General features: G+C 69.9%; 11 protein-coding genes and 1 tRNA gene. 8 read left to right on the top strand and 4 right to left on the bottom strand.

Annotated features, from left to right (window positions below; translation table 11 throughout):
* Positions 1-23 precede the first annotated feature (23 nt).
* From queG to PIQ37_RS01535, 3 genes are read left to right on the top strand one after another with little or no spacing between them, the layout of a single operon-like run.
* Positions 24-1,148: a tRNA epoxyqueuosine(34) reductase QueG gene (gene queG / locus PIQ37_RS01525; protein ID WP_342072095.1), complete on the top strand. Its 1,125-nt coding sequence runs from the start codon at positions 24-26 to the stop codon at positions 1,146-1,148.
* Positions 1,149-1,174: 26 nt separating this feature from the next.
* On the top strand, positions 1,175-2,515 hold the full coding sequence (gene xseA / locus PIQ37_RS01530) for an exodeoxyribonuclease VII large subunit (RefSeq protein WP_342072096.1): 1,341 nt from the start codon (positions 1,175-1,177) through the stop codon (positions 2,513-2,515).
* A 28-nt stretch (positions 2,516-2,543) separates the two neighbouring features.
* Positions 2,544-2,930, top strand: coding sequence for a hypothetical protein (locus PIQ37_RS01535; protein WP_342072097.1), 387 nt, complete (start codon positions 2,544-2,546; stop codon positions 2,928-2,930).
* Positions 2,931-3,197: 267 nt separating this feature from the next.
* Here the strand turns inward: PIQ37_RS01535 and PIQ37_RS01540 are convergent, their stop codons facing one another.
* The 3 genes from PIQ37_RS01540 to PIQ37_RS01550 form a co-directional block, all read right to left on the bottom strand.
* A complete protein-coding gene (locus tag PIQ37_RS01540) occupies positions 3,198-3,743 on the bottom strand; it encodes a lipocalin family protein (protein ID WP_342072098.1) in 546 nt (181 codons plus the stop codon).
* Positions 3,744-3,838: 95 nt separating this feature from the next.
* Positions 3,839-4,087: a hypothetical protein gene (locus PIQ37_RS01545; protein WP_342072099.1), complete on the bottom strand. Its 249-nt coding sequence runs from the start codon at positions 4,085-4,087 to the stop codon at positions 3,839-3,841.
* Between the two features lie 368 nt (positions 4,088-4,455).
* Positions 4,456-4,531, bottom strand: a tRNA-Phe gene (locus PIQ37_RS01550).
* Between the two features lie 698 nt (positions 4,532-5,229).
* On the opposite strand from PIQ37_RS01550, the gene PIQ37_RS01555 reads away from it, so the two are divergent.
* The 5 genes from PIQ37_RS01555 (at position 5,230) to PIQ37_RS01575 (ending at position 9,851) form a co-directional block, all read left to right on the top strand.
* Positions 5,230-5,706 carry an NDR1/HIN1-like protein gene (locus PIQ37_RS01555; RefSeq protein WP_017909054.1) on the top strand — a complete coding sequence of 159 codons (477 nt, stop codon included), beginning with the start codon at positions 5,230-5,232 and terminating at the stop codon, positions 5,704-5,706.
* Between the two features lie 282 nt (positions 5,707-5,988).
* Positions 5,989-6,486, top strand: coding sequence for a MarR family winged helix-turn-helix transcriptional regulator (locus PIQ37_RS01560; RefSeq protein ID WP_342072100.1), 498 nt, complete (start codon positions 5,989-5,991; stop codon positions 6,484-6,486).
* Positions 6,483-8,654, top strand: a complete 2,172-nt coding sequence (locus PIQ37_RS01565) for an FUSC family protein (RefSeq protein ID WP_342072101.1) — start codon at positions 6,483-6,485, stop codon at positions 8,652-8,654. Before PIQ37_RS01560 ends, PIQ37_RS01565 begins: the two co-directional genes overlap by 4 nt.
* A complete protein-coding gene (locus PIQ37_RS01570; protein ID WP_017916033.1) occupies positions 8,638-8,844 on the top strand; it encodes a DUF1656 domain-containing protein in 207 nt (68 codons plus the stop codon). The genes PIQ37_RS01565 and PIQ37_RS01570 overlap by 17 nt, the downstream gene beginning before the upstream one ends.
* An 8-nt stretch (positions 8,845-8,852) precedes the next feature.
* A complete protein-coding gene (locus tag PIQ37_RS01575; RefSeq protein ID WP_342072102.1) occupies positions 8,853-9,851 on the top strand; it encodes an HlyD family secretion protein in 999 nt (332 codons plus the stop codon).
* A gap of 298 nt (positions 9,852-10,149) precedes the next feature.
* On the opposite strand, the gene PIQ37_RS01580 is transcribed toward PIQ37_RS01575, so the two are convergent.
* Positions 10,150-12,630 (bottom strand): S8 family serine peptidase, encoded by a 2,481-nt coding sequence (locus PIQ37_RS01580; protein ID WP_342072103.1) that lies wholly within the window; start codon positions 12,628-12,630, stop codon positions 10,150-10,152.
* Between the last annotated feature and the right edge of the window lie 58 nt (positions 12,631-12,688).

The following is a 12,688-nucleotide window of genomic DNA, read 5'->3' on the forward strand; positions in this document are numbered from 1 at the left end:
GCACGGGATTCTATACTTGCGCGATGTCCGCCCGCCTCGACATCGCCGATCCCCACGCCGCGGCCGCACGCATCCGCGCGCTGGCGCGCACGTTCGGCTTCCAGCGCTGCGGCATCGCCGGGATCGAACTGCAACAGGACGAGGCGCATCTGCGCGATTGGCTGGAACAGGGTCTGTACGGGACGATGCACTGGATGGCCCAGCATGGCGACAAGCGTTCCCGCCCGGCCGAACTCATCCCCGGCACCTTGCGGGTGATCTCGGTGGGCCTGGACTACGGCCGCAACGACGACGACTCGGCCTGGGACACGCTGCGCGACGGCGAGCGCGCCTATGTCGCGCGCTATGCACTGGGCCGCGACTACCACAAGCTGATGCGCAACCGCCTGCAGAAGCTGGCCGAGCGCATCCAGGACGAGATCGGCCCGTTCGGCCACCGCGTGTTCGTCGATTCGGCACCGGTGCTCGAACGCGCCCTGGCGCGCGACGCCGGCCTGGGCTGGATCGGCAAGCACACCTGCCTGATCGACCGCAACGGCGGTTCCTGGTTCTTCCTCGGCGAGATCTACGTCGATCTGCCGCTGCCGATCGATCCGCCGGCCAGCGCCCACTGCGGCACCTGCACGCGCTGCATCGACGTCTGCCCGACCCAGGCGATCGTCGCGCCGTACCGGCTCGATGCGCGCCGCTGCATCGCCTACCTGACCATCGAGCACGACGGCGCGATTCCCGAGGACCTGCGCCCGGCGATCGGCAACCGCATCTTCGGCTGCGACGATTGCCAACTGATCTGCCCCTGGAACAAGTTCGCCAAACGCAGCGACGAACCGGACTTCCGTGCGCGCAACGACCTGGACAAGGCCACGCTGGCGCAGCTGTTCGCCTGGGAGGAAGACGAGTTCCTGCGCCGCACCGAAGGCAGCGCGATCCGCCGCAGCGGCCACGAACGCTGGCTGCGCAATCTCGCGGTGGCGCTGGGCAATGCGCCGACCACACCGCAGGTACTGGCTGCGCTCGGCGCGCGCGCACAGCATCCCTCGCCGCTGGTGCGCGAGCACGTGCAGTGGGCGCTGGCCCGGCATGCACAAGCACCGACCGACGTGGCAGCGGCGGCATCACCGGCGCCGAAAGCGGACGTGCGAGGATAGGCGCCCGTACGCCCTGCACTGCCCGCATGTCCGATCGCGCCGACCAGATCCTCAGCCCCAGCCAGCTCAACACGCTGGCCCGCGACCTGCTGGAGAGCGCCTTCCCGCTGGCCTGGGTGGAAGGCGAACTGGGCAACGTCACCCGCCCCTCGTCCGGCCACCTCTACTTCACCCTGAAGGATGCGCGCGCGCAGGTGCGCTGCGCGATGTTCAAGCCCAAGAGCCAATGGCTGCGGTTCGTGCCGCGCGAAGGCCTGCGCGTACTGGCGCGCGGGCGCCTGACCCTGTACGAAGCGCGCGGCGACTACCAGTTGGTGCTGGATCACCTGGAGGAAGCCGGCGAAGGCGCGTTGCGCCGAGCGTTCGAGGAACTCAAGGCCCGGCTCGCCGCCGAAGGCCTGTTCGCCAGCGAGCGCAAGCGCGCCCTGCCCGGCTTCGTGCGGCGCCTGGCGGTCATCACCTCGCCCAGCGGCGCCGCCGTGCGCGACGTGTTGAGCGTGCTCGGCCGGCGCATGCCGCTGCTGCAGGTGGACATCCTGCCGAGCCTGGTCCAGGGCGACAGCGCCGCGGCGCAGATCGCCGCCTTGCTGCGCCAGGCCGACGCCAGCGGCCGCTACGACGCGATCCTGCTGACCCGCGGCGGCGGCTCACTGGAGGACCTGTGGGCGTTCAACGACGAACACCTGGCACGCACCATCGCCGCGGCAGTCACCCCGGTGGTGTCGGCCGTCGGCCACGAGACCGACGTGACCCTGGCCGATTTCGCCGCCGACCTGCGCGCCCCCACTCCATCGGTCGCCGCCGAATTGCTGGTCCCCGACCAGCGCGATCTTGGCGCGCGCCTGCATTCCCAACATGCCGCGCTGCTGCGCTGGCAGCAGCACCGGCTGCGGCAAGCGCAGCAACGCGCCGACCGCGCCCTGCTGCGCCTGCAGGCGCAGAGCCCGCAAGTGCGCCTGCAGTTGCTGCAGCGCCGCCAGCACGAGATCGGACGACGGCTGGCGGCGGTGTGGCGGCAGCAGCAGGAACGCCGGCATGCCCAGTTGCGCCATGCCGCCGCGGTGCTGCGCGCCGCGCAGCCGCAACGGCGGCTGGCGATGCTGCGGGTGCGCCTGCTGGCACTGGGCCGACGTCCGCAGGCGGCGATGGTGCGGCAACTGCAGGCCGATGCACAGCGCCTGCGTGCGCTGGCGCGTGCACTGGAGACGGTCAGCCCGCTGGCGACCGTGGCGCGCGGCTACAGCATCCTGACCCGCGTCGACGACGGCAGCGTGGTGCGCTCGGCCGCTCAGGTCGCCCCCGGCGATCGGCTGCGCGCACGCCTGGCCGACGGCGAACTGCAACTGCTTGCCGAGCGCGCAGAGTGACCCTTCCAGCCGCATCGCCTCGCCGCCCATGACCGACAGCATTCACGAAGGAAGGATCAAGGCGATCCTGCAGGGCATGCGTCGCGCCGAACGGCGCCGGGCCGAGCGGCGCGCCGACAGCAGCGACCTGCTGTCGCTGATCGACGGCGCCGCCTATGGCGCACCGGAGGATGCGCAACGCGCACTCGCCTGGCTGGCGCATGACGGCACCCTGGAGCATCTGAACCAGGCCGACCTGCACAATGTCGGTGACACCATCTGCGTGGCCTGGAACGGCTGCGGCAGCGATCTGGCGACGCTGTCGCAATGGCTGCGGGAGGTGCGTCTGGCCGATGGCCGCAACGCCCTGCAGGCGCTGCGCGACGGCGACAGCGCAGACCTGCTGGCCGCGGCCCTGACGGCATTTCCCGGCTGACGCCGAGCGGTTGCAGCGTCCGCCACACACCGTGGCCCGCGTCGCGCTTCCCCGACATGCACGATGCCCCGCCAGACAGCAGGCGCCAATGCGCATCTTCCAGGGCAACGGCCACCGCCGGCGGAAGCAGCCGGCCACAGCGAACTGCAAGTCACTGCCCCACGCTGGCGTACAGCGCGCGGCAAAGCCCCAGCGATGGCCCGGTCTTCAGCGCCTGTGGCCCATGTGGCACCGATCCGCCCGCAACGACGCGCCGGCAGCGCCCACTCAGTCCAGCGGCGCGACCACCAGCAGCGGGTCGAGGTCGTACCCCATCGCCACCGCCTTGGCCTTGATGCCCTCGAACACGCTGCGCTGCATGCGCGGCGAGCGCGACAGCACCCACAGGTACTTGCGCCCAGGTTCGCCGATCAGCGCCCATTGATAATCCGGGTCGAGCGCGATCACCCAGTAGTCGGCCCACACCATCGGCAGCCAGGCCAGCCAATCCGGCGCGAAGCGCACCTGCAGCCGCCCGGGATGGCCCTCGACCCGCCGGGCCACGCCATCGGCCGCCAGCGTGTCGCCGCTGGCGGTGCGGCAGGCGTTGCGCACGCCCACCTGACCATCGTCGCGCAGCACATAGGCCGCGGTGACGTCGCCGACGCATTTCTTCTGGAAGGAGACCGGCAGATGCGCGATCTCGTGCCAATGCCCGGCATAACGGCCGAGATCGAACGCGGCGACCGAGGTCACCGGCTGCGCGGCGCGCAGCGGCGGTGCGAGGCACAACAGGCACGCCAGCAACAGCAGCGCGATCGGCGAAAGGCGCATGCGCAGGTTCCGATGGACGGGAAGCAGCAGCTTATGCAGGAGCGGCGCAGCGATGTAAAGCGCGGCGCGGGACGCCGGCCGTCATGGCGCGGCGGTCAGTTGCTCAGATCGGCCATGGAGCGCTGGTCCGGCCGGCTGGCGCACTGCACCGGCTCGCGCAGCACCACGCGCTCGACCACCCCGTCGCGTCGCTGCAGATAGGTATTGACCATCACGCACTCGGAGCCGACCTGCTCGATGTAGGGCGCATCGGCACCGGGACCACCGCCCTGCTCGCCTGCGTGCTCGGTCCGGTCCGGAGGGGCTGCCACGGCGTTGCCGGCCATGGCCAACAGCAAGGCCACGCCGCCACATATCCGTCCGAATCCGCTGGTCATTGGCAGGTTCCCCCGATTGCCCGTGCCTATGATTACGACAGGCAGCACCATTGATTGAGCGGAAGATCCCGAAAAACCGTGAACTGGGTGCAGTTGTCTACGAACGTGGACACGCCTTCTTCACACCCGATCAGGGCAAAGAACAGTCGCAACAGGCCTCGCGCATGCGGAAATCTGCATAGCGCAGGAGATCGGCCAGGACGCCGACTGGCGACGCCGTACGGCACGTTCGAGGGTAGCGACCAAGGCAGCACAACACGCCGCCAAGGCCCGCAGATGCCGCAAAACCTTGCAGCAAAAGAAAAGGGCCTGCATTGCTGCAAGCCCTGAAAGAGTGGTGGCCGAGGACGGAATCGAACCGCCGACACGGGGATTTTCAATCCCCTGCTCTACCAACTGAGCTACTCGGCCACTGCGCAACGCGGCAGGACCGGTGCGAGGACGCGCATCATAGCGAGATGATCGGGATTGGGCAAGCGCAATGTTGCAGAATTTTCCTACCGACCGCCGCGGCCTGCCCCGACTGCGTCCGATCCGAGGGGGCGCGATGCTGGACACGTCCTCGGCATCCGGCCGGCGCACGGCAGGGACGCCTTGGTGATGGCCGCTGGCCGGATCGCCGAGGACACCGCCTGGACGCCAGACCAGCCGCGGTTATTCCGCCATACCTGAACGTCCGCAGGCACGTGCGGGGCAGCCTCGTCGGATGATCTGGTGGGTTGCGCTAAGGACGATTGGAGGAGGAGGAACGGAGGCTGATGGCATAACGGAACGGGGTAACGGCGGGCCCACAGGCAGTCCGCATACCGGATTGAGGGCTGACGGCAGGTGGAACGCCGCAGACGACGCCATCGCGCAGCTACGTTGGGCGGGCTTGCCATTCCAGTGGCGGAAGCGCACGACACCAAGCGAAGGCGCATGCAGAGCGTGTTAGCTGTCCACCTTGCGCTGTGTCGTGTCGCGTCGCGTCGCGTCGCGCCGGCGACCGCCGGCATGCCGCCAGCTTCCGCAGCCCACGCAATCCGGGGAGGCTCGCCATCGCTGCGCCACCACGGCAGACAGGGGTGTGGTGTAGTCTTCGCCGGTCTTCCTTTCCGTGGATTCCGCCCATGCGTCACCCGCTCCGCCTCGGCTTGCTCGTGTTGTGCACCGCATTGCTCGGCGCCTGCAGCGACGGCATCGTGCGGCGTGTGTCCGACCCGGCCGCCAGCGTGCAGCAACTGACGGTCAACATGGACGGCAGTTGGAAGGTAGACCTGCGCCTGCAGAACTACAGCAGCATCCCAATGCGCTACGACACCCTGCGCCTGGACCTGGGTGTGGGCGGCGAAGCGGCCGGCAGCCTGCAGGCCGCGCCCGGCATTTCGATCGGCCCGGAGACGGCGGACGTGGTGAGCGTCGCGCTGAAGCCCAGTTCGAGCGCACGCATGGCCGTCGCCGACGCCCTGGCCGGCCGCCGCAGCCTGGAGTACACCCTGAAGGGCAGCATCGCCGCGACGCCGGAAGACAAGAAGCCGCGCAGCTTCGAGATCGACACCCGCAACATGCTCTCGCCCGCGCCCGGCCTGGACGGCGTGCTGCGTTGACCCGGCGGTGGCGCTGAGGCGCCACCTGCCCCCGCTCCCTCGAACGCGACGTCCCGGCTTCCGGGGCGCGGAAGGTGCCTGCGCGTCGACCTGCGCTTCACCGGACACAAGCGCTGCCTCGACCTGCCGCCCGGCACGCTAACGCACTGCGCCCTCGGCGCAGGCCTGTCCGCGCGTTTTTTCTGAGGCACACCTCCTCCAGCGGGCCGCGTTCAGCCGGCGTTACCGTAAAATTAATACATAAATGTATTATTTACACATGTACAAATTATCGAGCCGCGCATGAGCCGCTTCGCCGCCACCGAGCAGCGCCTGGACGTGACCGCCCGCAAGCATCCGCACTTCCCGCGGCAAGCCGCGCTGGTCCTGCGGCTGATCAAGCTGCTGCACAAGCTCAGCCTGGACCAGAGCAACGAGGTGTTGCGGCCCTATGGCCTGAGCTATGCCGAATACAACGTGCTGATGATGATCGACGCCAGCCCCGACGGAACCTTGAACCCGTCCCAGCTGAGCGACGCGGCGGGCGAGAAGTCGGCCAACATCACCCGTCTGACCAGTCAGCTGGTCGACAAGGGCCTGATCCAGCGCATGCCCAGTGCCGAGGATCGGCGCATGCTGCTGCTGCGCCTGACCGAGGCCGGCGAGCGCCTGATCGAGGCACTGATCCCCGACCTCTCCGCCCAGCTCGACACGTATGTGCGGCACCTGGATCCGGCGGCGCTGGCGCAGTTGCAGGCGCTGCTGAAGACCCTGCTGCGCGGGGTCGAGGACGCCGCATGAGCGCGCAGCAACCCAACGCCGCCGCCGCTGCCGAGGCAGCGCCAGGCCTGCGCACCCTGCTGGCCGACGCCCTGCGCGGCGAAGGCGAGGCCTGGCTGTTCGTGCTGCGCACGCTGCTGTCGATCTATCTGGCCGGCTGGATCGCGCTGCGCCTGGACCTGGCCTCGCCGATGACCGCGATGATCACCGTGGTGGTGGTGATGCACCGGCAGACCGGCATGGTCTTCGCCAAGGGCTTCTACCGGGTGCTGGGCACGCTGATCGGCAGCGTCGCCGCGCTGACGATGGTGGCGCTGTTCCCGCAGGAGCCGGTGTTGTTCGTGCTGGCACTGTCGCTGTGGATCGGCGCCTGCACCGGCGGCGCGCTGCTGTACCGCAACTTCAAGGCCTATGCCTTCGTGCTGTCCGGCTACACGGTGGCGCTGATCGCGCTGCCGGCGGTGAACCAGCCGCAGAACGTGTTCAACCTGGTGGTGGCGCGGGTGACCGAGGTGGTGCTGGGCCTGCTGGTGACCGGCATCGTCAGCGACGTGGTGTTTCCCAGCCGGCTGCGCCAGACCCTGCGCGACACCGTGCGCCGCGCGTCCGACGGCTTCCTGGACTTCGTCCGCGACGCCACCGGCGGCCAGTTGCCGCGCGAAGCGATGGAGCAGGCGCACCTGCGCTTCGTGCGCGACGCGGTGACCATCGAGGACCTGCGCAGTTCGGTGGTGTTCGAGGATCCGGAGGCACGGGTGCGCAGCGGCCGCCTGCGCCTGCTCAACCAGCGCTTCATGGCGGTGTCGACCAGCTTCCAGGCGCTGCATCACTACGTCAACCGGCTGTTGCGCAGCGGCGATGCCGAGGTGGCCGAGGCGCTGATCGGCCTGTATCGGCCGCTGAAGGCCGCACTCAGCGACCGCGGCGGACGCGAGGGCGCGGCCGCGACCGCGCGCAAGCTGGCGGCGTGCCGCGATGCGCTGGCGACGCGTGCGGCCGAGGCACGCGTGGTCCTGCCGGCGGCACGGCACGAGGGATTCGACACCGGCGTTTCGTTGCTGCAGCGGTTCTTCGCCGACCTGCACGACTACGTGGCCACCGAGGCGACCCTGGTCGCGCCGCAGCAGTGGCGCACGCCGCAGGACCGCGGCGACACCGCGGTGTTCGTGCGCGGCAACGACTACGCCGCAGCCGCACTGACCGCGCTGCGCAGCGCGTTGCTGGTGGCGACGATGTGCTGGCTGTGGATCCAGGCCGGCTGGATCAGCGGCGCCACCGCGGTGTTCCAGGCAGTGGCGCTGAGCGCGATCCTGTCGTCCAGCGCCAACGCGCCCGCTGCCGCGCGCTCGCTGTTCAAGGGGTTCGTGTTCGGCATCGTGCTCGGCGTGATCTGCCAGTTGCTGGTGCTGCCGCAGATGGACGGCTATGTGCTGTTCGTCGCCGGCACCCTGCCGTTCCTGCTGGTGACCCTGTACCTGGCCTCGAAACCGGCGCTGTATGGCTTCGCCACCGGCGCCAACCTGGCCTTCGTTTCGATCCTGGCGGTCCAGCCGACGCCGAGCTTCAATGCCGCGGCCACCTTCAACAGCGTGGTGCCGCTGCTGCTGGGGACGCTGGCGGTGAGCGCGACGTTCGTATTCGTGCCGCCGGTGATCGGCACCCGCTGGCAGCGCCGGCGCCTGCTGGAGCGGCTGCGGCGGCAGACCACGCTGGCCGCGCGTGCGCCGCTGCCGGGGCTGGCGCTGCAACTGGAGAGCGTCAACCGCGACCTGTTCCAGCAGATCTTCGCGCACACCCCGCCGGGCAGCGACGAACTGCGCGACCTGCTCGGCTGGGCGCTGTCGGTGCACGAAACCGGGCGCACCCTGGTCGAACTGCGCCGCGATGCGGCCGAAGGCACGCTGCCGCCGGTCTTGGCCACCGCGGTGGAGGCCGTCGTGCAGGCGCTGGCCGACCTGTATCTCGACCCCAGCCCGCAACGGCACCGACACGCCTTGCAGCGTGTGGAGGCAGCGCTGGCCGCCAGCCAGGTGGAGGGCGCGGTACCGCTGCGCTGGAAGCCCACCCGCGAGCACCTGTTGCTGCTGCGCGGCGCGCTGCTCGACGCCGATTCCGTTCTCGCCGCGCTGGCCGATACGCCTGCGCCGACCACCGCCATCCCAGGAGCCGACGATGCTGTTGCCCGCTGAACTCTCGATCGCCGGGGTGTACGTGCCCGGCCTGCTGGTGCTGGGCCTGGCCCTGCTGCTGGTGGCCTGGGCGCTGGACGCGGTCGCCGGCCGCGCCGGCCTGTACCGCTATGCCTGGCATCCCTCCCTGTTCCGTCTGGCCATCTACGTCGGCGCATTCGCCGCGCTCGGCCTGCTCCTTCTTCCGTGAGTCCCGCCATGAAGACCCCTGCCCTGATCCGTTTCGCCCTGACCGCCCTCGTGGTGCTGGTCGCTGCCCTGCTGGCGCATGCGCTGTGGCGCCACTACATGCTCTCGCCCTGGACCCGCGACGGCCGCGTGCGCGCGGAAGTGGTGCGCATCGCGCCGGACGTGTCCGGCCTGGTCGATGCGGTCGCCGTGCGCGACAACCAGCACGTCAAGCGCGGCGACCTGCTGTTCAGCGTGGACCGCAAGCGCTACGAGCTGGCCCTGGAAAAGGCCCGCGCCAACCTTGCGGTCGCGCAGGCGCAGGCGCGTGCGGCCGGCGCCAGCCTGTCGGCGGCGGCCGCCACCCAGGCGGCCAGCGAGGCGGAATTCCAGATGCGCCGCGCCCAGGCCGAACGGCGCGCGCGCGCCGCCGCGGTCATCTCCGCCGAGGCGCGCTCGGACGCCGAAGCGACCGCGCGTTCGGCACAGGCCGACGTGCACCGCAGCGCGGCGCTGCGCGGCCAGGCCACCGCGGCGCAGGCGCAGGCGGTGGCATCGGTGGAACAGGCGCAGGCCGCGCTCGACCTGGCCGAGCTGGATCTGCAGCGCACCCAGGTCCGCGCCACCGCCGACGGCTACATCACCAATCTGGAAGTGCGCGTGGGCGACTACGCCCAGGCCGGCAGTGCGCGCCTGGCGCTGGTCCGCGACGATGCGATGTGGGTCTACGGCTATTTCGAGGAAACCAAGCTGCCGCGGGTCCACGTCGGCGACCGCGCCGACATCCGCCTGATGAGCGGCGGCCTGATGCTGCACGGCCAGGTCGAGGGCATCGCCCGCGGCATCTCCGACAGCGACAATCCGACCGGCACCTCGCTGCTGGCCGACGTCAGCCCCACCTTCAACTGGATCCGCCTGGCGCAGCGCGTGCCGGTGCGCATCCGCATCGATCCGGCCAGCGTGCCGCAGGGCACCCTGCTCGCGGCCGGCATGACCGCAACGGTGAGCGTGCATCCGCGGAAAAACTGATGCCGCGCCTATGGGGCCCCTAGCGACCAGGGAGGCTCACATATGGGAGCGGCTTTCGGGGCTCCAGCAACGACGAAACACCATTTGTAGGAGCGGCTTCAGCCGCGACGCGCGTTCCTGCTGAACCGCGTCACGGCTTAAGCCGCTCCTACACGTTGCATGGACAGCTCCTGCCGAGCCGCGGCAACAACGCGTTGCCAGGGAGGCGCTCATGGCGGAACCAGACGCCTGCCGCCGGAATCACCACGGCGCAGGCCTTGCACCTGCGCGCATGCTGGCGCCGTGGTCACCGCAACCCTCAGTCCTTGGCCTGCCGATTGACGCCGAGGAAGCGCCCGGCGATCACCGCATAGCCGCTGCGCGACACCGTGCTGCCCGGATCGAAGTACGCATGCAGGGTCGGCGACAGATCCTGCGGTCCCTGGGTCACCGCGAAGCGCGCGTTGAGGATGCCGGCATCCAGCGCCAACTGCACATAGCCACGCAGGTTGCTCGGGATCGCCGCCACGTCCTCGATCGGCAGGCGCTGGTTGTTGTAGCTCACCGCCAGCGTGTCGTCGAAGGCCAGCGCCTGCGTCTGCAGGCCCAGCGCCTGCACCAGCGAATACGCCAGCTGCAGCTTGCTGACGGCGTCGTTGGGACGGAAATCGCCGGCGACCAGTCCCATCACCGCCGCCTGGTTCTGCTGCAGGTCGCGCAGCACCCCGCCCTTGCCCACGGCCGCCTCGGCGAACGGATAGGCCGGATCGTTGCGGCCGAGCCCGCTGAAGCTGGGCGTGGCCGGCAGTGCCTGGCGCACGCCGGCGCCCATCACCAGGTAACGCGCCAACTCGGCACGCTTGAGCGGATTCTGCGGGCGGAACAAGCCATCGGCATAACCGTCGATCAGACGGTTGGCGACCGCGTACTCCACCGCGCCGCGATCGCGATCGCCGCTGGCGACGTCGTTGAGGCCGGTGTAGCCGCCGCTGCGCAGGAAATCCAGGGTACCGCGCACCGTGCCCGGCGCCGCGATGCCGTTGCTGCCCTTGGGCGCGACCGGCACGCCGCTGATCGAGCCGATGCCGCGCACACTGATGGTCCAGGTGCCCGGCTTGCCCGGCGCACCGACACTGACCGTGCTGCCCAGCAACGGCAGCGCCACCGGCGAGCCGTGGCTGACGCCGTCCGGATCGGTCAGCACCAGTGCCTGGGTGTTGGCGTCGATGGTGGCCCTGGCGCTGACCCAGGCGACGTCCTTGCCGACGGTGAACGCCTGCGTCTGCGGCGTCCCCACCGGCGAGAAGGCCACCTCGAACGGCTGGCTGCCGCCGGGCAGCACCAGCGCATTGCTGTTGAACGGATGCAGCGCATTGACGGTCTTGCCGAAGCCGCTGCGCTTCTTGCTCGCGTCCAACAGCGCGGCGTAGGCATTCACGTAGCCCGCGCCAGCCTCCCAGTACGTGCGCCCGGGGATGTTGGTGGCGGTGCGTTCGAGCAGGTCCTTGACCTGGTCCGGGGTCAGGTCCGGGTTGGCCTCCAGCAGCAGCGCGACGATGCCGGCCACGTGCGGGGTGGCCATCGAGGTACCGCTCATGGTGGTGTAGAACGGCAGTTGCGCCGGGGCGATCAGCTTGCTGTCCTTGTCCGCGGCCAACGGCGGCAGCGCGCCGGTGGAATCGCGGGTGGAGACGATATCCACGCCGGGCGCGGTGATCGTCGGCTCGTTGAGATAGGTCCAGGTCTTGCCGTCGGCCATGGTGAAGCTGCCGCTCTCGCCGCGCTTGCCGCGCGAGGAGAAGTCGGCCAGCGTGCCGTCCTTCTCGCCCGCGGCCACCGAGATCACCCACGGCGCCTGCGCGTAAGGATTGTGGGTGTCCTCGTTGGGGCCGTCGTTGCCGGCGGCGAACACGCTGACGATGCCGCGCTTGTACAGCTCGTAGGTAGCGACGTTGACCGGATTCTGCGGATCGAACTTGCCGGAGGAGCCCCAGGAATTGCTGGTGACGCGGATCGGATCCTTGAAGCTGAACTGATGCGTGGCCGCATAGTCGAGGCCGCCGACCGCATCCAGGATCAGCAGCACCGCGCCGGATCCGTAGCCGACCAGACTGGCGCCGGTCGCCACGCCGCGATAGGCGCCGTTGGACTGCGCGCCGGTGCCGCCGACCGTGCCGGCGCAGTGCGTGCCATGGCCGGAGCCGAGGTCGGTGTTGGGCACGCCCTCCGCATAGGTGATCGGCAGCATCGCATCGACGTTGGCCAGGTTGGTGGTGCCCAGCACGTTCTGCACGACGCGGGTGCCGTAGGCGAGATCGCGGTGGGTGGCATCGATGCCGGAGTCGTTGATCATCACCCCGACGCCGCGGCCGCTGTACGGCAGCGCGCGACCGAAGTCGCCGGGATTGCCTTGCGCGCGGTCCACGCCGGTCAGCTCGCGCGCTTCCTTGTTGAAATAGCGCAGCGGTGCGTTGTAGTAGATCGAGGCGACGTCGTCGCGCTGCGCCAGCGCGCGGATCTCGGCCGGCGTGGCCAGCGCGCCGGCGATCGGCAGCGTGCGCATGGTGATCCCGCGGGTGATGCCCAGCGCATGCAGCGCGGTGAGTTGCGAGGCCGAGACCGGCCCGGACTGATCGTAGGTGATCACGATCTGCAGTGCGTCGCCGGCCGGCGCAGCGGCGAGCTTGGCTTCCAGCACCTGGTCGAGATGCGCGGCGGCCAGGGCGTCGCCGCCGGCGAACACACCGCCGGCAAGGACGGCGCAGATACCGACGGCAAGAACGGGACGGCGAATGGACATTGCGGAATCTCCGGATCGTCGAAGCCCGTGGCGGGCGGTCAGCGCAGCGTGCCGGGCG

Source organism: Xanthomonas protegens (genome assembly GCF_038442435.1).
Classification (GTDB): Bacteria; Pseudomonadota; Gammaproteobacteria; order Xanthomonadales; family Xanthomonadaceae; genus Xanthomonas_A; species Xanthomonas_A sontii.

Coding starts and splice junctions, on each gene's coding strand:
- PIQ37_RS01580 (WP_342072103.1), bottom strand. CDS start 12,630: ATGTCCATTCGCCGTCCCGTTCTTGCCGTCGGTATCTGCGCCGTCCTT.
- PIQ37_RS01575 (WP_342072102.1), top strand. CDS start 8,853: ATGAAGACCCCTGCCCTGATCCGTTTCGCCCTGACCGCCCTCGTGGTG.
- queG (WP_342072095.1), top strand. CDS start 24: ATGTCCGCCCGCCTCGACATCGCCGATCCCCACGCCGCGGCCGCACGC.
- PIQ37_RS01540 (WP_342072098.1), bottom strand. CDS start 3,743: ATGCGCCTTTCGCCGATCGCGCTGCTGTTGCTGGCGTGCCTGTTGTGC.
- xseA (WP_342072096.1), top strand. CDS start 1,175: ATGTCCGATCGCGCCGACCAGATCCTCAGCCCCAGCCAGCTCAACACG.
- PIQ37_RS01535 (WP_342072097.1), top strand. CDS start 2,544: ATGACCGACAGCATTCACGAAGGAAGGATCAAGGCGATCCTGCAGGGC.
- PIQ37_RS01555 (WP_017909054.1), top strand. CDS start 5,230: ATGCGTCACCCGCTCCGCCTCGGCTTGCTCGTGTTGTGCACCGCATTG.
- PIQ37_RS01565 (WP_342072101.1), top strand. CDS start 6,483: ATGAGCGCGCAGCAACCCAACGCCGCCGCCGCTGCCGAGGCAGCGCCA.
- PIQ37_RS01570 (WP_017916033.1), top strand. CDS start 8,638: ATGCTGTTGCCCGCTGAACTCTCGATCGCCGGGGTGTACGTGCCCGGC.
- PIQ37_RS01560 (WP_342072100.1), top strand. CDS start 5,989: ATGAGCCGCTTCGCCGCCACCGAGCAGCGCCTGGACGTGACCGCCCGC.